The sequence below is a fragment of the Burkholderia sp. L-4 genome (genome assembly GCF_056856535.1).
Genome location: NZ_JBXEOX010000003.1, coordinates 393,855 through 419,257, shown reverse-complemented (window position 1 = coordinate 419,257; position 25,403 = coordinate 393,855). Strand labels below are relative to the sequence as shown.

17 protein-coding genes are annotated in these 25,403 nt (G+C 68.2%); 8 read left to right on the top strand and 9 right to left on the bottom strand.

The window, feature by feature from the left end; all coding sequences use genetic code 11:
* Positions 1–123: 123 nt before the first annotated feature.
* Positions 124–1,551, bottom strand: a complete 1,428-nt coding sequence (locus AC1VVG_RS32370) for an MFS transporter (protein ID WP_034192080.1) — start codon at positions 1,549–1,551, stop codon at positions 124–126.
* 347 nt (positions 1,552–1,898) lie between these two features.
* Between AC1VVG_RS32370 and AC1VVG_RS32365 the strand changes: the two genes are divergently transcribed.
* From AC1VVG_RS32365 to AC1VVG_RS32355, 3 genes are read left to right on the top strand one after another with little or no spacing between them, the layout of a single operon-like run.
* Positions 1,899–2,891: an aliphatic sulfonate ABC transporter substrate-binding protein gene (locus AC1VVG_RS32365; RefSeq protein WP_034192079.1), complete on the top strand. Its 993-nt coding sequence runs from the start codon at positions 1,899–1,901 to the stop codon at positions 2,889–2,891.
* Positions 2,892–2,901: 10 nt separating this feature from the next.
* Entirely contained in the window at positions 2,902–3,756 is an 855-nt protein-coding gene (locus tag AC1VVG_RS32360; RefSeq protein ID WP_482837469.1) for an ABC transporter permease, read from the top strand.
* On the top strand, positions 3,753–4,550 hold the full coding sequence (locus tag AC1VVG_RS32355) for an ABC transporter ATP-binding protein (protein ID WP_482837468.1): 798 nt from the start codon (positions 3,753–3,755) through the stop codon (positions 4,548–4,550). The genes AC1VVG_RS32360 and AC1VVG_RS32355 overlap by 4 nt, the downstream gene beginning before the upstream one ends.
* A gap of 222 nt (positions 4,551–4,772) precedes the next feature.
* Here the strand turns inward: AC1VVG_RS32355 and AC1VVG_RS32350 are convergent, their stop codons facing one another.
* Positions 4,773–5,159 (bottom strand): VOC family protein, encoded by a 387-nt coding sequence (locus tag AC1VVG_RS32350; protein WP_226229864.1) that lies wholly within the window; start codon positions 5,157–5,159, stop codon positions 4,773–4,775.
* 369 nt (positions 5,160–5,528) lie between these two features.
* Positions 5,529–9,122: a YadA-like family protein gene (locus AC1VVG_RS32345; RefSeq protein ID WP_482837467.1), complete on the bottom strand. Its 3,594-nt coding sequence runs from the start codon at positions 9,120–9,122 to the stop codon at positions 5,529–5,531.
* Positions 9,123–10,258: 1,136 nt separating this feature from the next.
* Between AC1VVG_RS32345 and AC1VVG_RS32340 the strand changes: the two genes are divergently transcribed.
* The gene (locus tag AC1VVG_RS32340; RefSeq protein ID WP_482837466.1) at positions 10,259–11,074 is read left to right on the top strand and encodes a response regulator transcription factor; all 816 of its coding nucleotides are present in this window, start codon (positions 10,259–10,261) and stop codon (positions 11,072–11,074) included.
* Between the two features lie 21 nt (positions 11,075–11,095).
* On the opposite strand, the gene AC1VVG_RS32335 is transcribed toward AC1VVG_RS32340, so the two are convergent.
* Both AC1VVG_RS32335 and AC1VVG_RS32330 read right to left on the bottom strand, forming a co-directional pair.
* The gene (locus AC1VVG_RS32335; RefSeq protein ID WP_482837465.1) at positions 11,096–13,285 is read right to left on the bottom strand and encodes a TonB-dependent siderophore receptor; all 2,190 of its coding nucleotides are present in this window, start codon (positions 13,283–13,285) and stop codon (positions 11,096–11,098) included.
* 315 nt (positions 13,286–13,600) lie between these two features.
* A complete protein-coding gene (locus AC1VVG_RS32330) occupies positions 13,601–14,506 on the bottom strand; it encodes a helix-turn-helix transcriptional regulator (protein WP_049033806.1) in 906 nt (301 codons plus the stop codon).
* A gap of 118 nt (positions 14,507–14,624) precedes the next feature.
* Here AC1VVG_RS32330 and AC1VVG_RS32325 point away from each other — a divergent pair, with 118 nt between their 5' ends.
* The 3 genes from AC1VVG_RS32325 to AC1VVG_RS32315 all read left to right on the top strand — a co-directional run bounded on the left by AC1VVG_RS32325 (position 14,625) and on the right by AC1VVG_RS32315 (position 18,547).
* On the top strand, positions 14,625–15,545 hold the full coding sequence (locus AC1VVG_RS32325; RefSeq protein ID WP_049033807.1) for a LysR family transcriptional regulator: 921 nt from the start codon (positions 14,625–14,627) through the stop codon (positions 15,543–15,545).
* A gap of 275 nt (positions 15,546–15,820) precedes the next feature.
* Entirely contained in the window at positions 15,821–17,695 is a 1,875-nt protein-coding gene (locus AC1VVG_RS32320) for an amidohydrolase (RefSeq protein WP_482837464.1), read from the top strand.
* Positions 17,696–17,893: 198 nt separating this feature from the next.
* Positions 17,894–18,547: a hydrolase gene (locus AC1VVG_RS32315; protein WP_482837463.1), complete on the top strand. Its 654-nt coding sequence runs from the start codon at positions 17,894–17,896 to the stop codon at positions 18,545–18,547.
* 495 nt (positions 18,548–19,042) lie between these two features.
* Here AC1VVG_RS32315 and AC1VVG_RS32310 read toward each other — a convergent pair whose 3' ends face one another.
* The 3 genes from AC1VVG_RS32310 to AC1VVG_RS32300 all read right to left on the bottom strand — a co-directional run bounded on the left by AC1VVG_RS32310 (position 19,043) and on the right by AC1VVG_RS32300 (position 22,269).
* Positions 19,043–19,456 (bottom strand): DoxX family protein, encoded by a 414-nt coding sequence (locus AC1VVG_RS32310; RefSeq protein WP_034192071.1) that lies wholly within the window; start codon positions 19,454–19,456, stop codon positions 19,043–19,045.
* 260 nt (positions 19,457–19,716) lie between these two features.
* Positions 19,717–21,474 carry an ATP-binding protein gene (locus tag AC1VVG_RS32305; RefSeq protein ID WP_124669445.1) on the bottom strand — a complete coding sequence of 586 codons (1,758 nt, stop codon included), beginning with the start codon at positions 21,472–21,474 and terminating at the stop codon, positions 19,717–19,719.
* A gap of 393 nt (positions 21,475–21,867) precedes the next feature.
* Positions 21,868–22,269, bottom strand: coding sequence for a DUF3331 domain-containing protein (locus AC1VVG_RS32300; RefSeq protein WP_124608304.1), 402 nt, complete (start codon positions 22,267–22,269; stop codon positions 21,868–21,870).
* A 399-nt stretch (positions 22,270–22,668) separates the two neighbouring features.
* On the opposite strand from AC1VVG_RS32300, the gene AC1VVG_RS32295 reads away from it, so the two are divergent.
* Positions 22,669–23,649 (top strand): alpha/beta fold hydrolase, encoded by a 981-nt coding sequence (locus tag AC1VVG_RS32295; protein ID WP_034192068.1) that lies wholly within the window; start codon positions 22,669–22,671, stop codon positions 23,647–23,649.
* Between the two features lie 100 nt (positions 23,650–23,749).
* Here AC1VVG_RS32295 and AC1VVG_RS32290 read toward each other — a convergent pair whose 3' ends face one another.
* Positions 23,750–25,330, bottom strand: a complete 1,581-nt coding sequence (locus AC1VVG_RS32290; RefSeq protein WP_059561341.1) for an MFS transporter — start codon at positions 25,328–25,330, stop codon at positions 23,750–23,752.
* Positions 25,331–25,403 lie beyond the last annotated feature (73 nt).

Below are 25,403 nucleotides of genomic sequence, written 5' to 3'. Positions count from 1 at the left end.
AGGGGGAAGCCGGTCGGCCCGCGTGCGCGTCGACCGTCTTCCGTGCAAAACGAAACGGCTTCGTGCGGTCCGACGAAGCCGTTTGCGTTTTCCTCGGGGCGTCGCTCACGCGCCGGCGGGTGTTCAGGCGATGCTTTCGTCGTCGATGTCGCGTGCCGTCGGCTCGTAGCGCACGATCAGCAGAAACACGATCGGCGTGACCGCGCTGATCGCGACAACCCAGAACATGTCCGTGCCGAGACGGGCCTGCAGGATCGGCAGCACGAACAGCGCGAGCGCCTGGCCGATCCCGCACAGCGACCGTCCGAAGCCGACGCCGGTTCCGCGGATCGCGGCCGGATAAGACAGCGTCGGATAGATCATCATCTGCGCGCCAGGCCCGAACCCTTCGGCGAACAGCCACGTGCCGAGCATCAGCAGCACGACGCCGACCGCCAGCGCGCCGTGCGGATGCCCCGCCAGCGCGAGCGCGACGAGTGCGACCGTCTGCAGCGCGAAGCCCGCGATCGCGACATGGCGCGACGGATAGCGATACGCGAGGCGCATGCCGAGCAGGCCGCCGGTGAACGCGAACAACACGTTCAGCGCGAGCGACGCCGCGATCGTCTCGAACACGCCCGCGCCGAGAAACTGCGACAGGATCGACGGCAGGAAGAACGCAATCGCGGTGTATTCGAACGGAATGCACAGATTCATCACGCTGGCGACGATCGTGCGCCCGAGATACGGGCGCTGGAACAGCACGCGGATTCGCACGGGCGGCGGGCTCGGCTCGCGGCGCGCATCCTCGGCTTCGTGCGCGTGAATGCCGTACGATTCGCGCAGGATGCGCGCGGCATTGGCCAGGTCGCCCTGGTTCGCGGCCCACAGCGGCGATTCGTTCATGAACCGGTTCCGGAACAGGATGATGACGAGCGCGGGCACCGCGCCGAAGATCAGCGACGCCCGCCACAGCCATCCCGCGTGCTCGGCCGGCAGCAGGAAGTACAAGCCGAAGATCAGCAGGAAGCAGACCGACGACGCGACGTACCACATCGGGCACCACGCCGCGAGACGCGACGCCTTGTTGCCGTGCCCGTTGAACTTCGAGAATTCGGCGAGGAACGCCATCGCGACCGGCAGGTCGATGCCGACGCCGAGCCCCATCACGAAGCGTGCGCCGATCAGCACCCAGACGTTCGGCGCGAGCCCGGCCGCGAGCGCCGCGACCACGAAGAACAGCATGTCGGCCATGAACACCTGGTAGCGGCCGATCCGGTCGGTCAGCCAGCCGCCGATCAGGCTGCCGAAGATCGTGCCGATCATGATCGCCGATCCGACCAGCCCGGTCAGCGCGGGCGTCAGGCCGAACTCGCGCGCGACGTCGTCGATGCCGTAGGACAGCGTCGTCAGGTCGTACGCGTCGAGAAACACGCCGCCCAGCGCCAACAGCACGATCATCCGGGCATGGCTGACCGAACTGTCGACCGTGTTGATCAGCCGCGCGACGTCGCTGGCCGAGCGGATGGGGGAAGAAACCGGCGTGATCGCGTTCAGATCGATTGAACTCATCGCATTCCTTAATGGGTCGCCGGATGACCGGCGATGCTCGCAAGGTGCAGGAGCTGACGCGTGCATTCGCGATCGACATCGCATCGCATCGAGCGAATGCCGGCTCGACGATACGCGCAGCCGTCGACTCCCGGAAGCGGGCATTCTGTTCCCCGGCCCCTCGTATCCCAAGCGATATAAAGCGATAAATTAATCGGCCTGGGTCATAAAGTTGCCCGCCGGGTCCCTTAGCAGCAGCGCGCATGTTCAAACGCGGATTTCTTCGTTAACGGATTGCGGGCGCTTCGTTACATTAGTCGGTCACCTGCCTGTTCGCGGCGCATTGCCGCCCTTCCGGAGATTCCCCGATGAAGCTGTCCTGGTCCCGCGCGTGGCAATCCGCGGCCCTCGTCGTTGCCGCGCTTGCCGGTCTCGTATCGATTCAGGCGCACGCGGCGACGCCCGCCGAAATCCGCGTCGACTACGCGTACTACTCGCCCGAGAGTCTCGTGATCCGCCACTTCGGCTGGCTCGACGACGAGTTCAAGGCCGACCGCACGTCGATTCGCTGGGTGCTGAGCCTCGGCAGCAATCGCGCACTCGAATACCTGAACAGCGGTGCGGTCGATTTCGGCTCGGCCGCCGGGCTCGCATCGGTGCTCGCACGCGCGAACGGCAACCCGATCCACGCGGTCTACGTGTTCTCCCGCCCCGAATGGACGGCACTCGTCGTGCGCAAGGATTCGCCGATCCGCACGCTCGCCGACCTGAAGGGCAAGAAAATCGCCGCGACCCGCGGCACCGACCCGTTCCTGTTCACGCTGCGCGCGCTGCACACGGCCGGCCTGACGCGTGACGACGTCGAGATCGTCAACCTGCAGCATCCGGACGGCCGCACGGCCCTCGCGAACGGCCAGGTCGATGCATGGGCCGGGCTCGATCCGCACATGGCCGCGGCCCAGCTCGACGACGGCGCGCGTCTGCTGTACCGTAACGTCGCCTTCAATACGTACGGCTTCCTGAACGTGCGCGACGGGTTCGCCGGCCAGTATCCGCAGGCGGTCGCGCGCGTGCTGAAGGTCTACGACCGCGCGCGCCAGTGGATCGTCGCGCATCCTGCCGAAACCGCGCAGATCGTGGCCGACGAATCGAAGGTGTCGCTGCCGGTCGCGAAGCTGCAGCTGCAGCGCAACGATTTCAGCGACCCGGTGCCGGGCGAAGCGCAGCGCGCGGCGCTGAAAGCCGCGGCGCCGGTGCTGACGGCCGAGCAATTGACCAAGCCGGGCGTCGATCCCGCGAAGATCGTCGATACGCTGATCGATCCGTCGTTCGCGCGCCCGCTCGTTGCCGCGTCGCAGTGAGGTTGCCGCGATGACGGACACCGCGGCCCGTGGCGATGCACTCGCGCAGCGTCACGCCGTCTCGCCCCGCCCCGGCCGGCGCGATGCGCTTCGCGCGTGGCGCATCGCCGGCCTCGTGCTGCCGTTCGCGGCGCTCGTGGTGCTGGAATGCGTCGTGCGGCGCGGCTGGCTGCCCGACCATCTCGTCCCGGCGCCGAGCGAGATCCTCGATACGCTCGCGCGGATGGGCGTCACGCGTGTCGCACGGCATGTCGGCGCGAGCACGCTGCGGGTCGCGGCCGGTTTTGCGGCCGGCGCCGGGCTCGCGCTCGTCGTCGGCGCGGCGATGGGCCTGAGCCGCCGGATCGACGCGCTGCTCGAGCCGACGTTCCAGGCGCTGCGCGCGATTCCGTCGCTCGCGTGGGTGCCCGTGCTGCTGCTGTGGCTCGGCATCGACGAAGCGCCGAAGATCACGCTGATCGCGATCGGCGCATTTTTCCCGGTGCACCTCGCGGTGGTCGCCGGCATTCGCGACGTCGACCGCAAGCTCGTCGAGCTCGGCGCGGTATACCGGCTCGGCCCGCTGGCGCTGTTCCGCCGCATCCTGCTGCCGGCCGCGTTGCCGCAGATCGTCACCGGCCTGCGTACCGGCCTGAGCCTCGCGTGGATGTTCATGGTTGCCGCGGAACTGATCGCGGCGACGCGCGGCCTCGGCTTCCTGCTGAGCGACGGCCGGGAAACCGGGCGCCCCGATCTCGTGTTCGGCGCGATCCTGCTGCTCGCGTTGCTCGGCAAGCTGAGCGACGGCGCGATGCGCCGCGTCGAGTCGCGCTGGCTCGGCTGGCGCGATGTCTTCGACGGCACGTCGCGCGAGGGTTCGAAATGAGCACGACCGCTTCCGCGGCTTCCGCGCGCACGGCGGCGCATATCGATACGCCGCTGCTCGACCTGCGGATCACCCGCAAGCAATACGGCGATCGCACGATCCTCGCCGATATCGCGCTCCAGGTGGCGCGCGGCGAGATCGTCTGCGTGGTCGGCCCGAGCGGCTGCGGGAAAAGCACGCTGCTGCGGATCGTCGCCGGGCTCGACACGCACTTCCGCGGCAACGCGAAGCTCGACGGCGTCGCGCTCGACGGGCCGTCGGCGCGTGTCGGCGTGATCTTTCAGGAACCCCGGCTGCTGCCGTGGCTGTCGATTGCGGACAACGTCGGCTTCGCGTCCGGCCCGCACGGCGGCCGCGACCCGAGCGTCACGCGCCTGCTCGACGAAGTCGGCCTGGCCGGCGTCGCGCGGCAACTGCCGGCCACGTTGTCGGGCGGGATGGCCCAACGCGCCGCGATCGCGCGCGGGCTGTTCGGCGAGCCGGATCTGCTGCTGCTCGACGAGCCGTTCAGCGCGGTCGACGCGATCACGCGGATGCGCCTGCAGACACTGCTGCTCGACGTCGTCCACCGGCACCGGATGGCGGCGATCGTCGTCACGCACGATCTCGACGAAGCGCTGTATCTCGGCGATCGCGTGCTGATGCTCGCGCCGAACCCGGGGCGCGTCGACGACGAGATCCGCGTCGACCTCGCACGGCCGCGCGATCGGCGCGACCCGTCGCTGGCCGCGCTGCGCGCCCGACTGCTCGGTGCGTTTCAGCGCTTTCACGATCATGCGGATGACGCGGAATAAGCCACGATACGCGGCCTGAACGTTCGACCACGGTCAATCCACGCGCTTCTTCGTCGTCTGAACAAGCGGCGCGGGGAAAACCGCGTTCTCCCGTGCGCGGGCCGCTGCCACGCGCTTGCCCATCCATCGAACTCGATCGGCTCCGCCGGGGCCGGCGCTGGACAGCCGTGCGGCCCGAACGATTCGAGCAGGCCGCACTGGCCGCGACGACCGGCGCTCGCGTCAATCGTCGAACGTGCCTTGATACTCCGGCGCGGCATCCGCGCGCGTGTTCAGCTCGAACATCACGCCGCCCGGCGCCCGGCAAAAGAATCGCGAACCGCGCCCGTTGTTGAAGATGTCCGTCTCCATCGCGACGCCCTCGTCCCTGAAGCGTTCGAACAGCGCGCGAACGGCTTCGAGGTTCGGCAGTTCGAACCCGACGTGGAAATTCGTCGGCCATGCCGGTACGCCGTCGCCGACGTGATCGATCACGACGTCGAAGCCCGGTCGCTTCAGGATCCAGGATTGGTCCCAGCTTCCCGCGATCGTGAAGCCGAGGTAACGCTCAAAGAAACGGGCCGTCGCCAGCGTATCGGCCGAAGGGAAGCTCAAATGGTTGAGCTTCATCGTGGGTGTCGTTGCGGTCATGGTCGTGCGCTCGCATGCGGTGATGGGCAGAGGCCCCATGCCGTTCCGCCCGACGACTTCAGAATACGAGCCGGCGCCCGCATGCGACAACTCGCATTGCGCAGGCATCCGGACCGTGCGCGAAACCCGCGCCGCACGGCGGTGAGCGCGTGGTCGACGATCGCCGCGGGCGGCGCCGCTCGCATTCCGGGCATGCCCCCTTGACGCGAAAGGCCCGATCGGCGATCGGCATCGAACGCCGCTGGCCCGAGGTCCGCGGACAGACCGCGGGCCACGCATGTCCCGCTGGCGACCGGTCGAACCGCGAATCCCCGGATGCCGGCGGCGCTCGACGCTACGGCTGCGGCCTCAGAACTGATAACCCGCGCCGACCACCGCGCCGAAGTCCGAGCGCGTGTTGCCCGTCACCGACGCCTTGACGACCCAGCGGTTGCTCTCCGTCACGTACGAGTACCCTGCCGCAAAGCCCTGCTGGCCGTGATAGTTCGACGTCGCCGCCGACACCATCGAGCGGCCCGCGCCCGTCGGTTGCGGCAAGCCGGCCACCGCCATCGCCGATGCAACGCCGCCGTACATGTCCTTCTTCAGGTCGTTGAAGGCGTTATACACCTGCCCGATGCGCTGGTCGGTATAGCCCTTCGCCTGCGTCGACGCCGCCGACAGGTTGTCGTTGAGCTGCTGCACGTTCACCGCGTCGGTCGGCGCCGTCCCGGCCGCGACGTTCGTAACCTGGCGCTCGCTGCCCTTCGCGCCGACCGAGAACGAGTTGTCGCGATCGGCGACCGAGCCCTGGCCGACCGCCACGGCGTTCTTGCCGGTTGCCGTCGCCGTCGACCCGATCGAACCGGCATCGGCGCGCGCGATCCACGACGTGTTCGCATCGGTGGCCGCCGCGTGGATCTTGTCGTTGGCCGCGACATTCTGCAACGCGGTGTTGAACTGGCCCATGTTGACCGCGTCGTTCGCATTCACGCCCGCCGCGACGCCGGTCAGCACGCGGTCCCCTGCCGTGCCGGTGAAGTTCACGCTGGTGCCGCCGCTATCCTTCCCGACCGTGATCGCGCCGTTCGGATCCTGCTGCTGCACGAGGCCGGCCTTGCCGTTCGCGATATTGGTTACGCTCCCCTGCAGGTTCGAGATGTCGGTGGTGTTCTTCGATACCTGCTGGTTGGTCGCGTACAGCTGCGAGCCGTTCACTGCATCCGTGCTGGTGGCGCTCAGCGTGCCGGCCTGCACGTTGGTGATGCGCGTGCCGCCGGCGCCGCCGAGCGTGATCGTGCTCTTCGAGCTGTCGTCGTACTGCACCGCGAGCGCGCCTAGCTGGTTGAGGTTCGACTGCACGTCTTTCAGCTGCTTCACGTTCACCGCGTCGGTATCGCTGGTGCCCGCGGCAACGTTCTTGAGCACGACCGCCGAATTGACGTCGCCGCCGACGAGCGACACGGAATTCAACCGGTTGCCGTTCGGATCGACGTCGTATTTGACGACGTTCTTCACGGCCTCGCCGGCCTGGTTCGACACGTTCGTGATCTGCTGTTCGAGCGCGGTTTTCACGCCCGACAGCTGCCCGCCGTTCACCGCATCCGTGCTGCCCGCGGCGACGTTGCCGTCGGCCACGCTCGTCAGCTTCGTCGGCGCGCCGCCGCGCGCGGCGCTGTACGCGCCGAGCGTCGGGTCGAACTGCAGCGCGTCCTGCTGCAACCCGGCGATCGCGGCCGTGTTGCCCGCGATGTTCGTTTCGGCATTGCCGAGGCGCGTTTCGTGATTCTCGAGCGTCGTCGTGTTGCTGCCGACGCGGCCGTCGAGGTTCGTCAGCGCGTCGCCGACGTTGTTGAACGAACCGCCGCCAACCTTGTAGGACGGCGCGCCGATCGAGCCGTCCGGGTTGACGGTCGCGCCCCCGCCGAGCGCGGCCGCCGTCCCGTCGATCGCGCGGCGCAACTGCGCGCCGTTCACCGCATCCGTGCTGCCGGCCGCCACGTTGCCTTCCGCGACGTTGGTCAGGTGCACCGGGCTCCCGCCATTGCCGGCGCCGAGCGACACCTGCCGCTTGCTCGCATCGTCGTACTTCACGGCGAGCGCATCGAGCTGGCTCGTGCCGTCGTGAATCGCGGCGGTCAGCTGGTCGACGTTGACCGCGTCCGTGCCGTTCGTGCCGGCCGCGACGTTGCCGATGCGTTGCGGGCCATGGCCGCCGTGGCTCGCGTCGTAGGCGCCGAGGCCCGGGTTCCACAGGAGCGCATCCTGCTGGAGCGCCGCGATGTTGCCCGTATTCGTCGTCACCTGGTTGCCGACGGCCGTGATCGACTGGTTGAGCGTGTCGGTCGCCTTGCCGAGCTGGCCCACGTTCACGGCGTCGTTCGCGGCCACCCCGTCCGCGACATTGTGCAGCCCGACCGGCGCCGCGGCTCCCGTCCCGCCGAACGTGACGCCGCTGTGCGCGTCGCTGTCGTACTGCACGGCGTTCTTCGTCGCGTTGCCGATCTGGCTGGTGATCGACGTGCTCAGGTTGCCGAGCGTCGTGCTGAGGTTGTTCGTCACGCTCGTGCTGAGCGATGCGAGGCCGCCGCTCAGTTGCCCGACGTTGACGGCGTCGTGCGCGTCCGTCCCGTCGGCAACGTTGTGCAGCGTCGTGCCGTTGGCGCCCGCGAACGTCACCGAGTCGAAGCCGCTCGCGCCGTCGTACTTCACGTTGCGTGCGTCGGCCGCCTGCAGGCTGCCGATGTTCGCGCTCGCCGTGCTCAGCGATGCGTTGATGCCGGTCACGCTGTTCTGCAGGTTCGTGATGGTCGAAGCCGCGGTCGAGATGGACGTCTGCAGCGGCGCGACGCTGCCCTTCAGCTGGCCGACGTTGACGGCGTCGGTATCGGCCACGCCGGCCGCGACGCCGCCGATCGTGGTGCCGCCGGCGCCGTCGAGCGCGATCGCCGCGTGGGTGTTGTCGGTGTACTTCACGACGTTCTGCGTCGCCGTGACGATGCTCGTGCTGAGGCTGTTGCCGACGCTGGTCACGCGCTGGTCGACGTTCGAGATCGTGGTCGACAGCGAATTGCCGACCGACGTCACGCGTGCGTCGACGTTGCCGATGCCCATGCTGAGCGTGCTGTTCACGTTCTTCAGCTGCTGGACGTTGACGGCGTCCGTATCGGCCGCGCCCGCCGCGACGTTCTTGAGCTGGCGCTCGCTGCCGATCGCGCCGAACGACACCGCTCCGCCGACCGGCGCGGCCGTGCCGCCGAACACCGGCGTGCCGCCGTTGTTCGCGCCGATGCTGCCGGACCCGATCGCCACCTGGTTGTTGCCGTTCGTCTGCGCCCCCGCACCGATCGCCACCGATTGCGTGCCGCCGGCACGCGTCTGCGTCGCCGCGTCGTATGACGCGCCGGCCGACACGCCGTCGCTCGACGTCGGGTTCGCGCCGCCGATCGCGATCGAGCGGTCGCCGCTGGCCAGCGCCGAGTGGCCGAGCGCGATCGAGCTCGTGCCGTGCGCATCCGCGACGTTGCCGAGCGCCATCGAGAAATCGCCGATCGCGGCCGACTGGCGGCCGATCGCCAGCGCCGTGTTGCCTTGCGCGACGGCCACCGTGCCGATCGCGGTGGACGAGTTCGCCAGCGCCTGCGAGCCAACGCCGATCGCGATCGCGCCGCCGCTGCTGCCGCCGCCGTTGCTGCTTGCGTTCGACTGGTCACCGATCGCGATGCCGCTGGTGCCGGCCTTCGCATTCGTGCCCTGCGTCACGTTCGCGGTGCTCACCGCCACGTAGTTCCCGCTCTTCGTCGCCACGCACAGCGGGTTGGTTCCGTCGATGCACTGCCCGGTCAGTGCGTTGTCCGGATTGCCGCGGTCGACGAAATTGTCGGCATGCGCGGTGCCGGCGATCAGCATCCCCGCGCCCGTGAACATCGCGGCGGCCAGCGCCGAAATCTGCTTCTTCTTCATGGTCTTCTGCTCCGTTGTGTAGCGTCTGGTTTGAATACGGACTACTTACTTTTATGAAAGCTTCGACTTCGATTGCGATTGCGACTTCAGTGCGGAACCCGATTCCGATATCCGGTCCGGCCATGCCGGAGGCGCGTTGCGTCGACCATCCGTTTCGACAGGACGATCGAAGCCCCCGGGCACGCCGCACGTTCTACGGCCCGTTCCGTCAATCCGGAAACTGAATTAGGAATACGTAATGCGCTTTATGGACGAGTCTTTCCCCGGATGAATCCGGAGATTCAACCTGCCGTTACCCACACCTCTGATGTGATGTCGCGCCGACCGCGACCAACCCCGTTTCTTTTATTTCATCTTCGACTACCGGCGTTTCGCCTCCGTGCCGCGAGCCTTCGCCCGGACGCGCATCGATTGCCGCCTCGGATCCGAATCACACAACTTCCGTCACCACTTGCGGTGCCTTCCGTTGCGCTGTGCCACCCGGCGTTCAAAGTTCGGACGAATTATGAGACACGATCTAGAATTATTAAAGACGACATTCTTTATAGATTGTGAAATTCAATTCATTCAATGACTTGCGCAAAATACGGACATCTCGCAAACGATTTCGCGCCACCGGTATTAATCGAAATGTTTTATGGAGAGGACAAATGCTTTGCCGAAGCGGATTTAAATTCGATTCGACCTCGAAACGATAATCCCGCGACCGAGCAATGGAATGGTTAAGCGGAGGATGTTCGCGTAAACCATGAGCGGCGACGCATGTCGAAGCGCGGCACTCTTGTCGTAATCCGCCATTTTAAAAATCGGGAAAGCGGAATGGCGCGAATATTCCGGACACGTCTGGCGGGATTCGAAATAAGCTCCTACAATTCCGCTCGCATTGATTTCCGCAGTCGCGATCCTCACGATGCGCGCCCGGCAATCGTCCGTGTCTTTACCGGCCCGACGATCAAAAAACGAACGCCGTGTCATCGGGCGGCCGGTTGCTGCCGCGCCGTGCCGCCAACCTCCGGAACCGATGCGAGCGTGCGATGCGCTGATGCATCGTCATAGAGCGGCGCATGACGTTTCCCCCGCACCGGGCAGGCCACCCGCGGAAACGCATCCAACCGCCTTTCCAGAACAGGTGCACGATGCCTTCATCGACCTCCGCATTGCGCGACGCCCATATCCTGGTCGTCGACGATCAACCCGACCAGCTGCGTTTGCTGACCGACATCCTGCGCAGCACGGGCTGCCGGATCAGCATCGCGTCCGATGGCATGCAGGCATGCCAGCGCGCGCAGGCACTGTTGCCCGACCTGATCCTGATGGATGTCCGCATGCCGCGGATGGATGGTTTCACCGCATGCCGGCTGCTCGCCGCCGATCCGGCCACGCGCGCGATTCCGGTCATTTTCCTGACCGTGGCCGGCGCGTTGCACGAACGCCTCGAAGGGCTGGAAATCGGCGGCGTCGACTATGTCGTGAAGCCATTCGAGCCGGCGGAAGTGGTCGCGCGCATTCGCGTGCAGCTCGCGCGGACGACGCGCGAACGACCGGCCGATACGGCGCCGGCGGACGGCTCGTTCGCGGCCGGCGACGACGACGGCATCATCGTGCGCGCGGCGATCCGCCACCTGTCGCGCACGCTGAACGACCCGCCGACGGTGGAGCAACTGGCGCGCGCGGTCGGCACGCATGAAAAGCGGTTGTCGCGCGCGTTTCGCGACAATCTCGGGCAGACGGTGTTCGAGTATCTGCGGCACGAGCGGCTGCGGATCGCGCAGGATCTGCTGGGTTCGACGTCGCTCAGCATTGCGAGCATCGCGAAGGAAATCGGTTTTTCCACGCCGGCCAATTTCGCGACGGCCTTTCGCGAACGCTTCGGCGTCACGCCGACCGAGTGGCGGCGCCAGCGCCGGGCGCGCTCGCGCGCCGCGACCCGCGAACCGCAGCGCGGCGCGTAGCGGCGCTCGGCCCGCTCGCGGTCACCAGTCGTATTTCGCGCTGGCCAGCACGGTCCGCTCGTTGCCGAACACGCAGACGGCGTACGACTGGCAACCGCTGACGTAGCGCCGGTCGAACAGGTTCGCGACGTTCAGCGCGAAACGCCAGTGCGGCAGGTCGTAATGCAACGCGAGGTCATACAAGGTCGCGCTCGGCACCGTGAGCGAATTGTCGGGCGCGCCGGCCGACGCGCTCTGGTAGCGCACGCCGCCGCCGATCCCGAGCCCGGACAGCGCCCCCGTACGCCAGGTCCAGTCGGCCCACATCGACGCCATCTGCCGCGGCAGCGGCACGGACACCGGCCAGTGGTTCAGCGACGCATCGTTCGCCTGCACGTTCTTGACGTCCTGGTACGCATACGACGCGACGATCGACAGCTCGCGCGTCATCTTGCCGACCGCGCTCAGCTCGATGCCGCGCGAGCGCACCTTGCCGGTCTGCACGGACGTCGTGCCGGTCGGGTCGAGATTCACCGGCGTCGGCGTCACGACGTTGGTCTGGTCGATCTGGTAGACGGCCGCGCTCAGGATCAGGTTCCTGCCGGGCGGCTGCCAGCGCAGCCCGGCTTCGGCCTGCGCGCCGCGCGTCGGTTTCGGCAAACCGCCGCCGAACATCCGCACGCCGACGACCGGATCGAACGACGTCGAATAGCTCACGTACGGCGACACCCCCGCGTCGCCCTGATAGGTCAGTCCGACGCGCCCGGAAAACGCACTGACGTCCTGCCGCGCCTGCGTGCCGGCCGTCCGGTCGTCGAAACGCGCATTCACGACGTCCTCGCGGCCGCCAAGCGTCAGCGTCCAGCGCCGCCAGCGGATCTGGTCCTGCGCATACACACCGACCGCATTCATCGCCGTGTACTGGTCGACATGACCGAGCGACGTCGGGCCGGCGAAGATCGCGGCCGTCACCGGCCGGTAGACGGGGTGGTACAGGTTGAGCGACGGCGCCAGCGCAAGCCACACGCTGTTGGTCGTCGTCTGCCGGTCGAATTGCAGGCCGAACAGCAGCGTATGATCGAGCGGCCCCGTGCCGAAGCGCGCCTGCGCGTGATGGTCGACGTCGAGCCGGCTGTAGTTGAGCTGGAACAGCCCCGCGAAACGCATCATGTTCGTCGTGCTGCGCGGCGCGAGGCCGTTGCCGAACACCGTCGCATCGTCCAGCGACAGGTGCGACCAGCGCACGTCCTGGTGCAGCGTCCAGATCGCATTCACGCGGTGTTCCAGCGTGTAGCCGAGCGACCATTGCTTCTTGCGGTAGTCGTTGAACGACGGATCGCCCATGTAGATGTCCTGCGACAGGCGGCCGTTCGGGTTCGGCAGTACGGTGCCCGACGCGGGCAGGAAGTTCGACGAAATGTCGCCGCTGTCCTGCAGGAACGTCGCGGCAACCGTCAGCGACGTATCGGCGTCCGGCCGCCAGCGGAACGACGGCGCGAGCGCGACGCGGCGATCGCCGTTCGGGCCCGTCACCGCGTTGCCGTCGCGCGCGACGCCGACGAAGCGGTACGCATACTTGCCGTCCGGATCGAGCGTGTCGCCGACATCGAGCATGACCTGCTTGCGCGCATCGTTGCCGATCTGCACGCCGGCCTCGCGCACGCGTTCGCCATCGGCGCGCTTCGTGTGCGCGTCGACGATCGCGCCGGGCTCGCCCGCGCCGTACAGCACCGACGTCGGGCCGCGCAGGATCGCGATCGAATCGATCGTGTACGGATCGACGCGCCAGTTCGCGATCACGGCCGTATTCGGCGCCGCCACGCCGTCGACGTACAGCGTCGGCGTGAAGCCGCGCAGCGCCGCATACCAGTCGGTCCGGCTGTCGGCGCCGAACGTCGAGAAACCCGGCACGTAGCGCAGCGCCTGGTTCAGGTCGGCCGCGCCGGTCATCTCGATCTGCCGCGCGGTGACGATATTGACCGTTTGCGGGATCTCGGCCACCGGCGTGTCGGTCTTCGTGCCGGCCGTGGTCCGCCGCCCGACGAGCCCGGCGGACGCGGCATCGGCGGTTCCTTGCACGTCGATTGCCGGCAGCACGGCCGCGGCGGCGCCTGCCTTCGCCGCCGCCGTGCCCGATGCCTGCGCCTGCGCGCCGCCCGCGACCGCCGCGCACAACGTCCCGCCCGCAACGATCGTCATGGTGCGCCGTATCGCGCCTGTCTGCGTCCGCATCGCTTCAATACTCCGTCGTGCTGTCCTGGCCCGTTCGGCCGGATCGACCGGCGCCGTGCGCCGGCGCCCGTCCCGGGATGTCGTGATGGTCGTGCCGGCGAAGTCGATCGCGCGCGCACCGGCATGCGCCGGCCCGCCGCGGCGCGCGCGGGCGCAGCGATCATACCGGGTGGATGTGACGCGGTGTTCGGGAAAATTCGTAGGCGTCGCCGGCAGGCACGACGCGAAGGGCGGCGCGCGCGTCCGGGCGCGTCGCAGACGACGGGCCGCGCCGGCATACGCGCTGCCCGCGGCGCCGGTATCGTCAGCGGCGACTCAGGTATTGTCCATGCGCCACCGGCGCGGACTGACGCCGGTCAGGCGCGTGAAGGTGCGCGAGAAGTGACTCTGGTCGGCGAACCCGCACGCCGCCGAGATCATGCTCAGCGGCATCTGCGGGTTGCGCAACCATGTCTTCGCCCGTTCGACGCGCTGCACGATCAGCCAGCGATGCGGCGGCATCCCGGCCGTCTGGTGAAACGCCTTGACGAAATGGCCGCGCGACAGGCCGCAGGCGCTCGCCACATCGGCGAGTCCGATTTTCCCGTCGAGGTGTTCGAGCAGCAGTTCCTTCGCCCGCTGCTCCTGCGACGGCGTGAGCTTGCCGGCCGACTTTTCCCGCCGCTCGCCGACGCCGCCGTACCGATGGGCGACGTGTGCCTGAAACGCCAGCCCCACATGATCGATGAAGAGCTGCGACGCCTGGTCGGGGCTAGACAGCGCCGGCAGCAACGCGCGGCCGAGCGCATGGATGATCGGGTCGTTCGCGCTGAGGTGAGGCGGCAGGTAGAGTTGCGGGCGTTGCCGGCCGCCGAGGTCGTCCACCGTCTCCTCCAGCGTATGGCGCGGCAGGTGGAAATGGAGGCAATCGAACGCGCCCTTGAGATCCGCCACCCAGTTGCGGTCGAGGTCGTGGATCGTCACGGTCCCCGCGTCGTACGGGACGAACGGCGCGCGGCGGCCGTCGAGCCACAGCTCCTGTTCGCCGAACGGGCGCAACTGCAGGACGATGAGATCCGAGTGCTCGGGCGTGTAGGGGGCGGTCAGCCCCATGTTCCTGCGCAGCGTCTTCAGCCGGCTGATGCCGACCTGCCCTTTCGGCAACGTCTGGGTAACGACGGTCTGCCGCACGTCGGCCGGCATGAAATCGGAGGTGGCGGTGTCTGACTGAGGCGCAGTCATCGGTTGACGCGAGCGGCGAATGACGAGGCTCGCCAGTCTAGCAAATCGCGGTGGGACGCGCTGCCCGTACCGCGCATGCGCTGGTATGATGCGCGAGCCCCTCCTCCCGGAACCCGCGATGAAGCTGTCATTCGAAGCGCTCGAGGCGCTGGACGCGATCGACCGCACCGGCACCTTTGCCGAAGCCGCGGAACTGCTGCATCGCGTGCCGTCCTCGCTGACCTACCTGGTGCAGAAACTCGAAAGCGATCTCGGCGTGGTGCTGTTCGACCGCAGCGGGCGGCGCGCGAAGCTCACGCATGCGGGACGCATCGTGGTCGAGGAAGGCCGACGCCTGCTGCGTGCGGCCGAGCAGCTCGAAATCAAGGCGCAGCGTGCGCAGCAAGGGTGGGAAACCGAAGTCCGCGTCTGCATCGACGAAATCCTGCCATTCGACGCGCTGTGGCCGTACGTGCACCGGTTCTACGCGCTCGGGATGGACACGCGGCTGCGACTGTCGACCGAAGTGCTCGGCGGCGCATGGGACGCGCTGATTTCGCGCCGCGCCGATCTGGTCGTCGGCGCGGCGGGCGACCCGCCGGAGCTGCCGGGCATCGTCGCGCGGCCGATCGGCTCGCTCAGGCACGTCTTCGCCGTCGCGCCGACGCATCCGCTCGCGTCGCTGCCCGAGCCGCTGCCGATGGCGTCGGTCGTCCAGTATCGCGGCGCGGTGATCAGCGATACGTCGCGCGAACTGCAACCGCAGTCGGTCGCGATCGACGCCGGCCAGCCGTATCTCGCGGTGCCGACGCTCGCGGCCAAGCTCGATGCGCAGTGCGAAGGGCTCGCGGTCGGCACGCTGCCGGAATGCATCGCCGCGCGCGCGATCGCCGACGGCAGGCTCGTCGCCCGCCAGGTGACCGGCATGCGCGACACCACGCACTGCTATCTCGCGTGGCGCGGTGACGAAGCAGGCCGCGCGCTGCACTGGTGGGTCGAGCAGCTCGACCGTCCCGACCTGGTCGAGCGCTTCACGGCGCCCGACAAATCGACCGGCTGATTCGTCCATTCACGGCCGGGGCTGGCGCGGGCAGCCATCCGTCCGACGCTTGACCGCGCACCCGTCATGCACGCCGCCGACCCGGCCTGCGCGCAACCGCACCATCCGCCTCACACCGCCCCCACCCGCCTCGATCGTTTCCTTTCAGATCGTTTAAGACGCCGCTCAGGACTTTCATCCGCGCGTCCCTTAACGTTGGAGTACGACGCCGACACGCGACAGCGCGCCGGCACGCCTCCACGACTCGCCGCGCGAGTACTCAAGGGAAACGCCAGATGACAGCCCAGACGAACGACGTGCCGATCGCGGACACGATCTTTTTCAACGGCAAGATTGCGACACAGGACGACAAGCGCTCGTTCGTCACCGCGCTCGCGGTGAAGGACGGCCGCGTGCTCGCCGCCGGCAACGAACACGACGTGATGCGCCACGCACGCGGCGACACGCCGCGCGTCGACCTCAACGGCCGCACCGCGATCCCGGGCCTGAACGATTCGCACCTGCACGTGATTCGCGGCGGCCTGAACTTCAACATGGAGCTGCGCTGGGACGGCGTGCCGTCCCTCGCGGACGCGCTCGACATGCTGCGCCGCCAGGTGCAGCGCACGCCCGCGCCGCAGTGGGTGCGCGTGGTCGGCGGCTGGAACGAGCTGCAGTTCGCCGAACGCCGTCTGCCGACGCTCGACGAAATCAACGCGATCGCGCCCGATACGCCGGTGTTCATCCTGCACCTGTACGACAGCGCGCTGCTCAACGGCGCGGCGCTGCGCGCGGTGGGCTACACGAAGGACACGCCGAACCCGCCGGGCGGCGAGATCCGGCGCGATCGCCACGGCAACCCGACCGGGATGCTGATCGCGCGGCCGAACGCCGGCATCCTGTATTCGACGCTCGCGAAAGGCCCGAAGCTCGGCTACGACGACCAGGTGAATTCGACGCGGCACTTCATGCGCGAACTGAACCGTCTCGGCGTGACGAGCGCGATCGACGCGGGCGGCGGTTACCAGGCCTACCCGGACGACTACGCGGTCATCATGGATCTCGCGAAACGCGGCGAGCTGACGATGCGCATCGCCTACAACCTGTTCACGCAGAACGCGAAGCAGGAGATCGAGGATTTCGCGAAGTGGGTGAAGATGACGAAGCCCGGCGACGGCGACGAATTCCTGCGCGTGAACGGCGCGGGCGAGATGCTCGTGTTCTCCGCCGCCGACTTCGAGGATTTCCTGGAGCCGCGCCCCGACCTGCCCGACACGCTCGAAGCCGAGCTGACGGCGGTGGTCCGCCTGCTCGTGCAGAACCGCTGGCCGTTCCGGCTGCATGCGACCTACGACGAATCCATCAGCCGCTTCCTGAACGTGTTCGAAGCCGTGAACCGCGAGATCCCGTTCAACGGGCTGCGCTGGTTCTTCGACCACTGCGAGACGATCTCGGACGCGAACATCGCGCGGATCGCCGCGCTCGGCGGCGGCATCGCGGTCCAGCACCGGATGGCGTTCCAGGGCGAGTACTTCATCGCGCGCTACGGCGCCGACGCGGCCATGCGCACGCCGCCGATCCGCGCGATGCTGGACGCCGGCCTGCCGGTCGGCGCCGGCACCGATGCGACGCGCGTCGCGAGCTACAACCCGTTCGTGTCGTTGTACTGGATGGTGTCCGGGCGCACCGTCGGCGGCACCGCGCTGTACGGCGAGCGCAACCGGCTCGACCGCATGGAAGCGCTGCGCCGCTATACCGTCGGCAGCGCCTGGTTCTCGAACGAGGACGACCACAAGGGCGCGCTGGTGCCCGGCCAGTACGCGGATTTCGCGGTGCTCACCGACGACTACTTCACGGTCGACGAGCCGCAGATCAAATACCTGTCGTCGGTGCTGACGGTCGTGAACGGCAAGGTCGTGCACGCGGACGAGGAATTCGCGCCGCTCGCGCCGCCGCCGCTGCCGGTCAGCCCCGCGTGGTCGCCGGTGGCCGAGTTCGGCGGCTACAGCCGCTATCGCCCGGTCGCGGCTGCCCGCGCCTGCATCGACAGTTGCGCGAACCAGTGCGGCGTGCACGGGCACGGCCATCTGGCCGCGTGGCGCAACGACGTGCCCGTGAGCGACCACAACGGTTTCTGGGGCGCGCTCGGCTGCAGCTGCTTCGCGTTCTAACGCCGGCCACCCGGCCGGTTTCCTTCGCCGAAACGCGACGGGCGGCGCCGCCGCTCGTCCGCCGTGCACCCATGTGTCGCGCGTGCCGCGCGCACCGCATGGATGCACACCCTTCCAGGCTGTGCCGATCCGATATCGGCGCGGCCCAACCCGTGCGTCGATCGTCTTCGGCGCCCGACCTACTCTTGGAGAATTGCAATGCCCACCGCTTCGGCCCAACCCGGCAAGTCGCTGATCAACCCGACCAATCACACGCTGATCATGATCGACTTCCAGTCGCAGATGTCGTTCGCGACCAAGTCGATCGATCCGAACCTGCTGCGCAACAACACGTCGCTCGTGTCGAAGGCCGCGAAGGAATTCAACGTGCCGACGATCCTCACGACGGTCGCCGAGAAGACCTTCTCCGGTCCGATGTACGAGGAAATCACGTCGGTCTTCCCCGAGGAAAAGCTGATCGACCGCACGTCGATGAACACCTGGGAAGATCCGCGCATCGCCGAGCGCGTGAACGCGATCGGCAAGAGCAAGATCGTGCTCGCCGGGCTGTGGACGTCGGTCTGCATCGTCGGCCCGTCGCTGTCGGCGATCGATCAGGGCTTCGAAGTGTATGTGATCGCCGATGCATGCGGCGACGTATCCGACGAAGCGCACGAGCGCGCGATGCAGCGCATGATCCAGGCCGGCGCGCGCCCGATGACGTCGCTGCAATACCTGCTCGAGCTGCAGCGCGACTGGGCGCGTACCGAGACGTATGCGCAGACCACGAAGACCGCCGTGCAACATGGCGGCGCATACGGCCTCGGCATCACCTACGCGAAGTCGATGTTCGGCGCGAGCGAAGGTCACTGACCGGTGTCGCGGGCGGCATGCCGCCCGCGAACGCCGCATGCTGCCGGCGGCGGCTGCGTCGCCGGCAGTGCCCTTGCCGGGCATCGCGTCAGCCGGTCGAACCGGGCGGACGCTTCATCTCCTTCCTGATCCGTACGATCGAGCCGAGCGGGGCATGCCCCGTCCCGGCCGGCGGGATCATCCTCCTTTCTTCCATCGCGCCCCGTTCGGTCGCGAACCCGCTCGTCGCCCGCGCCGGTTCGGGTTTGCCGCCGACGACCGGGCACACGTCATCGCTTCGACGCCGACGGACGCTCGGCGCAGCCACCGCACGGACGGCCGTATGAAGCCGCGTGCCGACGAATCCCGCTCGTCCGGCCGACGCACCATAGCGGGCCACGCGCGGGAAATGCGCTACATCGATACGAAAACCGGACGCTCGCGGCACCGGAGCCGGCTGGCTTCGTCCGGCCGCGAACGGCGCACGGGTATGCGCCGACGCAGGCCGCCAACGCGCTATTCCTGCCGGCGAATGACGGCGGGCAGCGCATAACGGCCGGCGCCCGCGATGGCGATCGTGCCGAACAGGATCAGCAGCATCCATGCGAATTGCCCGTCGCGCAGCGACCAGTCCGGATGGACGAACACCAGCGCGACGAGCGTGACGATCAACACCGGCAGCGCTGCAAGCCTCGTCCACACGCCGACGATCATGAAGACCGGGCAGACGACTTCGGCGAAGATCGCGAACAGGATCGACAGCGTCCGGCCGAGATGAAACGGATCCTCGATGGCGGCGGCTTCCGCCGTGTAGTGGATGAGCTTCGGCAGGCCGTGAACGGCGATCAGCAACAGACTGGCGGCAACCCGCAGGAACAGCAGGCCGAGATCGACGGCGTGGCGGGAAAGATTCGATTGGGCAGGATTCATGCGACGGGAAAAGGATGAGGTTCGGTTCGGCGCAAGGCCGCGGCGACGCGCGTGTCCGGCGTCGGGCGCGTGTTGCCGCGCTTGCGATGGACGGCGTCGCGCGACCCCGGCGCACGCGCGCGGCGGGCGCCGCATGCGTGCCGGCGAGTCGCCGACGCGTTCGTGCAATCTACGCGCGCCGCCCGCCGCTGTCCCGCTGTTGGTCCCGCCGATTGCCTGAAACGTTCTGAAGCGCGATACCGCGGCCGACGGGCGTGTCGTTACGACCCGCCCGAACGCGGTTCGGCTTCGGCCGCATCGAGTCCGATCGCGTGCGCGTCGGGCCACGTTTCCTGCACGGCCGTCTGCGCGGTTGCCGCGGCATGGACGGCCAGCAGCCGTGTGCGCGTGTCGACGGACACCGGCGGCGCATCCGGATCGCGCATCGCGTCGAGCGCCGCGCGCGCCCGTTCGCGGCACTCGTCGACGAGCGACAGCTCGAACAGGCAGGGCACCGCGACGGCCGCGAGCGCCATGCCGAGCGCGGTGTCGCCCTGTGCAGAGAACGCCCAGTCGAGCGCCTCGCGCAGATTGTCGAGTTCGCGCCGCACCGCATCGAGCCGCGTGCCGCCGTCGTCCGGCGCATCCGTGAACGACGTCAGGAAATAGTGTGCGTGCGCGCGTGCCGCCGCCTCGCACTCGCCGTGCGCGTCGAGCTGCTGCTGCGCATACGCGCGCGTGGTCGCGAGCAGCCGGTAGCGCGGCACCTCCTGCGCGGCGTCGAGGATCAGCAGCGACTTCGACACCAGGCCGGCGATCGTGTCGAGCAGCCGCGTGCCGGTCAGGCCGCGAGTCCCGACAACGCCGCGCACGGCCTCGATCGAAAACCCGCCGCGGAACACGCCGAGCCAGCGCAACAGCAGGCGCTCGTCGTCGTGGAGCAAGCGGTCGCTCCAGTCGTACATCGCACGCAGCGTCCGGTGGCGCGGCAACGCAGTGCGAAAGCCGCCGGTCAGCAGCCGGAAATGGTCGTCGAGGTGCGCGGCCAGCACGTCGATGCCGAGCACGGCGGCACGCGCCGCGGCCAGTTCGATCGCGAGCGGCAAGCCGTCGAGCCGGCGACAGACCGATGCCATCAGCGACACGCTGCGCGCATCGAGCGGGAAACGCGGGTCGGCCGCGCAGGCGCGCGCCGCGAACAGCTGCACCGCGCTCGCGCGCATCGCGTCGTCATCGTCTTCGCCCGGCACGTCGAGCGGCGGAACCGGGCAGACGCGCTCGCCGTTGATGCGCAACGCCTCGCGACTGGTCGCGAGCACGCATGCCCCGCCGGCCGCATCGGTCAGCGCGCTGGCGAGCTGCGCCGCCGAATCGAGCAGATGCTCGCAGTCATCCAGCACGAGCAGCATCCGGCGATGCGCGACGCGGGCGAGCACGGTCTCGAGCGTCGGCGATCCGGCCGGCTGCGCGACACCCAACGCAGCGGCCAGCGCCTCGGGAACGAAACGCGGGCACGCGACCGTCGCCAGCGACACGACGACCGTGCCGTCGGGAAACCGCGCACCGGCACGCGCGGCCGCCTCGACCGCGATGCGCGTCTTGCCGATGCCGCCCGCGCCGACCAGCGTCACGACGCGGGCAGCCTGCAGCGCGGCCAGGACGTCGGCCACCGCCTGTTCGCGGCCGAACAGCACGCTCGACACACTCGTGGCGCGCACCGCTGCGGTACGCACGGGCACCTCGCCGTCATCCTGTCGTGCGACGAGGCGATAACCACGGCCCGGCACCGTCACGATCAGGTTGCGATCGTCGGCCAGCGCCTTGCGCAGCGACGCGATGTGCACCTGCAGGTTGTTTTCCTCCACGACCGTGTGCGGCCAGACGCGCTGCATGATTTCGTCTTTCGAGACCAGTGCGCCGTTCGCCCGAATCAGCAACTCGAGAATGTCGAATGCGCGACTGCCGATACGCAGCAGCTTGCCGTTCGAACGGATTTCACGTCTGTCTAGAAAAACGTGAAGTGTTCCAATCCGGATCATGGGAATTTCTTGTGGATGACATTCAACGGCGCACAGTCGAAATCGCGCGCCGGTTTCGACTTCAATGCTACGGCATTTGCATGAATGAAAGATTCAAATTATTGAAATGAAGCGATCGAATTTTTTGAAATGACGCGCACCGACCCGGATGGCAGCCTGCCGCGGCGGGGCCGGCCCCGCCCCGCACACGCCGGCCTGCTTCATGCGCGAATGCCTCATTCATTCGTTAATGCATTTCCAATTCCCTGATGAAATGCATTTCAGGATGTTTTCAGGAAAATACAGCTTTTCGTCGTATCGAAACGAGCGGCCGTGGTTAATGGGTGGCCTGAATCGGCTCGCCAATTCTTTCAAATTCATTTCACCGCAGTCGGTATGTCGACAGGCAGCGCGTCACGCCCGCACCGGGCGCGACACGAACTGGTCGACCGCGGACGCGAGAACCATCTCGCGGCAATTCGCCGGACGTTTCGCGCCGCGCCACTGCGGCTTGTAGATCGCGTCGCCATGACGGATCTCGTGGCCGGTGAGCGCGCAGCGCCCGCGGGCGCGCGCCTTCGCGCTGATCCAGCGCTGCTCGTCGTAGCGGCAGTGCGTCGGGTCGCTCCACGACACCAGCACCGACGAATCGGTCTGCCGCTCGACGGCGACGATCGCGCTGTGGCGCCGCACGCTGCCGCTCGACGGCATCGAGACGTCGCCATGGCGACGGCTGCGCGGCGCGATCCAGCGGCCCGCATCGAGCGGCGGGCCCAGCAGCGTCATCGTGTGTGCCCAGCGGTTGAAGGCATCCATGTCGGCATCTCCAGGCAAATGTCGGGCGGTCCGGCGCGATCGGACCCGTTTGTGCCGCGACACGCGTCGTGCGCCGGCGCGCCCCGTGCGATCCACGGCAAGCGGACGGATCCCACGATAGCCACGCGCGGCTGAATAGTCCCGGTCGCGCGCTTAATCGATCTGCCGTGCGGTCGTCGCGGCCGGCCAACCGGCCGTGTTCATAACAATTCAGCCGTCATTCAGTACGGCGCGCAGTCCGCCGGGATAGGCTCCGGTCGGCATGCATTCGTCGGCATTGCGCGCCCTGCCGGGTGCGCAACGACCGGCGCGGGCCTGCTGCCAGGCGCCACGGCTGCGGCCGCCGCCTCGCCCGCCATTTCCCGCGGCGCCCCGGCGCCGCACCTATCAGGAGTTTCGATGGATTCCGTCAAGAACGACGTGGTGCCGTCGGCCCGCCGCCGCGACATGCTCGTGGCCGGCGCGACCGCCGTCGCCGCAGCCGCCCTGCCGGCCGCGGCTGCCGCGGCCGCCACGCCCGCCCGCGCCGCCTCTTCCCCCCACGCTGGAGCACACACGATGAACACGATCGTCACGAAGGACGGCACGCAGATCTACTTCAAGGACTGGGGCACCGGCCGCCCGGTCGTGTTCTCGCACGGCTGGCCGCTGTGCGCGGATGCCTGGGACGCGCAGATGCTGTTCCTCGTGCAGCACGGTTATCGCGTGATCGCGCACGACCGCCGCGGCCACGGCCGTTCGAGCCAGCCGTCGCGCGGCAACGACATGAACACGTACGCGGACGATCTCGCCGCGCTGCTCGACGCACTCGACGTGCGCGACGCAACGCTCGTCGGCCACTCCACCGGCGGCGGCGAAGTCGCGCGCTACATCGGCCGTCATGGCACGAAGCGCGTGGCGAAGGCCGTGCTGATCGGCGCCGTGCCGCCGCAGATGGTGAAGTCGCCGACCAATCCGGGCGGCCTGCCGATGGACGTGTTCGACGGTATCCGCAAGAACGTCGCGGAGAACCGTTCGCAGTTCTACAAGGATCTCGCGGTGCCGTTCTTCGGTTTCAATCGCCCGAACGCAAAGGTGTCGCAGGGCACGATCGACGCGTTCTGGTCGCAGGGGATGATGGGCGGCATTCACGGCCAGTACCTGTGCGTGAAGGAGTTCTCGGAAGTCGACTACACCGAGGACCTGAAGAAGTTCGACGTGCCGACGCTCGTGCTGCACGGCGACGACGACCAGATCGTGCCGATCGACGATTCGGCCCGGCTGTCGTCGAAGATCGTCAAGCATGCGGTGTTGAAGGTGATCGAGGGCGGCTCGCACGGCATGTGCGTCGTGAGCGCCGATCGCATCAACGCCGAGCTGCTCGCGTTCCTGCAGGCGTAAGCGCGCCGTCCGTCGCGGCGGCGCGCATGCCGCCGCGGCGGACGCCGCCCATGCGCCGTTCAGGACTTTTCAGGAAATTTCAGATCGCCCGGTGCGGCGCTCACGGCGTCCGCACCGGGCGCAGCAGGATGCCGAGCAGCGCGCCGGCGAGCGCGAACGCCATCGCCACGCGGAAGTTGTCGGCCAGCGCGAGCGTCGTGGCCTGCACGCGCACCGCGCGATCGACGAGCGCATAGGCCGCCTGGTTGCCCGTCGCGAACGTGGCGCCATGCGCGACCAGCGACGCCGCGCCGGCCCGCAGCCGTTCGAGCGTTTCCGGATCCGACAGCGACACATGCAGACCGACGAGATTCGAATGGGTAGCCTCCCTGATCCGCTGAACCACCGCGATCGCCGTCGTACCGAGCTGCCCGCTCAGCAGGCGCGTCGCCTGCACGACCGCGCCGAACGTCAGCGCATGCTCGGCCGTCACGTGCTTGCCGAAGAAGAAGATGACCGACGTGAGCGCCATCGTCTGACCGAGCGCCTGCAACAGTTGCGACGGAATGAAGTCGGGCTCGGCCCAGACCGGCGTGAGCCGCGACCCGAGCGCGAACGCGATCGCCACCATCGCGAAGCCGGCGACGATCAGCCGGCGCGGATCGACCCGTTGCAGCAACAGCGCGACGCACGGCGCGAACAGCAGTTGCGGGATCGCGATCCAGCGCAGCGTATCGCCGATCTGCAACGGCCGCAGGCCGTACGTGCTGGCGAGGAACAGCGACGGGATGAAGCTCGTGTTGAGCACGGTGAAGCGCACGAGGCCGACGAGCACGATCAGCAGCGCGATGTTGGGCCGTGTGAGGTAGCCGAGGTCGAGCCCCGCCCGCGGCGAAGCGAGTTCATGGATCAGGAACGCGGCGATCATCAGGATGCCGGCAGCCAGCAGCGCGACGATCAGCGGCGACTGCAGCCAGAACAGCCGCTCGCCCTGGTCGAGCGCGATGCACAGGCACGCGAAGCCGCCCGCGCCGAGCAGCATCCCGCGCGCGTCGACGCCGGACGCGAAGCGCTTGATCGGCTCGTCGCCGAGCGACAGCATCAGGCACGCGATGAACGGCACGGTCAGCGCCGCGTTCTGCCAGAACAGCCAGCGCCAGCTCAGGTGTTCGCTGTACCAGCCTTCGAGCGTGGCCGACAGGTTCAGCGACATCTCCAGATTCATCGCATACGCGGCGATGCCGAACGGAATCAGCCGCGGCGGCAGCGTGCGCACGACGAAGCCGACCGTCAGCGGCACGAACACGCCGGACGCGAGCCCCGCGACCGCCTGGCACACGATGAACGCGCCGAACCGCGTGCAGAGCGGCAGCACGCTTTCCGCGCCGAGAAACACGACGGCGCCCGCGACCAGCACGCGGCGCGTGCCGAACATGAAGGCCGCCGCGATCGCGAGCGGCCCGACGAACATCTGCGACGCGGTAAACGCGGTGTTGATCCACGCGCCTTCGTCGACGCCCACGCCCAGCGCGCCGCGCACGTCGGCCAGCCCGAGCGACGTGATGCGCGACGTCAGCGTCGCGATGATCGCGCCCAGCAGCACGGCCGCGATCGCGGCGATCGACCGAAACGTCGGAATGTCGGAGGCCGGCCCCGCGGCCGGCGCCGGCACGGCACGGCCGGTGGCGAACGTCGTGTTCATCGTCGAGCGGCTCCCGCCTGTCAAGCTGGCGCAAGCATAACGCGGTGCGTCGAATCCTGCCCGTACGATGGAG

Bases quoted from the DNA above. Each gene is read 5' to 3' on its own strand.
- AC1VVG_RS32305 (WP_124669445.1), bottom strand. From the start codon at position 21,474: ATGATCCGGATTGGAACACTTCACGTTTTTCTAGACAGACGTGAAATC.
- AC1VVG_RS32350 (WP_226229864.1), bottom strand. From the start codon at position 5,159: ATGAAGCTCAACCATTTGAGCTTCCCTTCGGCCGATACGCTGGCGACG.
- AC1VVG_RS32330 (WP_049033806.1), bottom strand. From the start codon at position 14,506: ATGACTGCGCCTCAGTCAGACACCGCCACCTCCGATTTCATGCCGGCC.
- AC1VVG_RS32325 (WP_049033807.1), top strand. From the start codon at position 14,625: ATGAAGCTGTCATTCGAAGCGCTCGAGGCGCTGGACGCGATCGACCGC.
- AC1VVG_RS32315 (WP_482837463.1), top strand. From the start codon at position 17,894: ATGCCCACCGCTTCGGCCCAACCCGGCAAGTCGCTGATCAACCCGACC.
- AC1VVG_RS32300 (WP_124608304.1), bottom strand. From the start codon at position 22,269: ATGGATGCCTTCAACCGCTGGGCACACACGATGACGCTGCTGGGCCCG.
- AC1VVG_RS32290 (WP_059561341.1), bottom strand. From the start codon at position 25,330: ATGAACACGACGTTCGCCACCGGCCGTGCCGTGCCGGCGCCGGCCGCG.
- AC1VVG_RS32295 (WP_034192068.1), top strand. From the start codon at position 22,669: ATGGATTCCGTCAAGAACGACGTGGTGCCGTCGGCCCGCCGCCGCGAC.
- AC1VVG_RS32320 (WP_482837464.1), top strand. From the start codon at position 15,821: ATGACAGCCCAGACGAACGACGTGCCGATCGCGGACACGATCTTTTTC.
- AC1VVG_RS32340 (WP_482837466.1), top strand. From the start codon at position 10,259: ATGCCTTCATCGACCTCCGCATTGCGCGACGCCCATATCCTGGTCGTC.
- AC1VVG_RS32345 (WP_482837467.1), bottom strand. From the start codon at position 9,122: ATGAAGAAGAAGCAGATTTCGGCGCTGGCCGCCGCGATGTTCACGGGC.
- AC1VVG_RS32360 (WP_482837469.1), top strand. From the start codon at position 2,902: ATGACGGACACCGCGGCCCGTGGCGATGCACTCGCGCAGCGTCACGCC.
- AC1VVG_RS32365 (WP_034192079.1), top strand. From the start codon at position 1,899: ATGAAGCTGTCCTGGTCCCGCGCGTGGCAATCCGCGGCCCTCGTCGTT.
- AC1VVG_RS32355 (WP_482837468.1), top strand. From the start codon at position 3,753: ATGAGCACGACCGCTTCCGCGGCTTCCGCGCGCACGGCGGCGCATATC.
- AC1VVG_RS32335 (WP_482837465.1), bottom strand. From the start codon at position 13,285: ATGCGGACGCAGACAGGCGCGATACGGCGCACCATGACGATCGTTGCG.
- AC1VVG_RS32310 (WP_034192071.1), bottom strand. From the start codon at position 19,456: ATGAATCCTGCCCAATCGAATCTTTCCCGCCACGCCGTCGATCTCGGC.
- AC1VVG_RS32370 (WP_034192080.1), bottom strand. From the start codon at position 1,551: ATGAGTTCAATCGATCTGAACGCGATCACGCCGGTTTCTTCCCCCATC.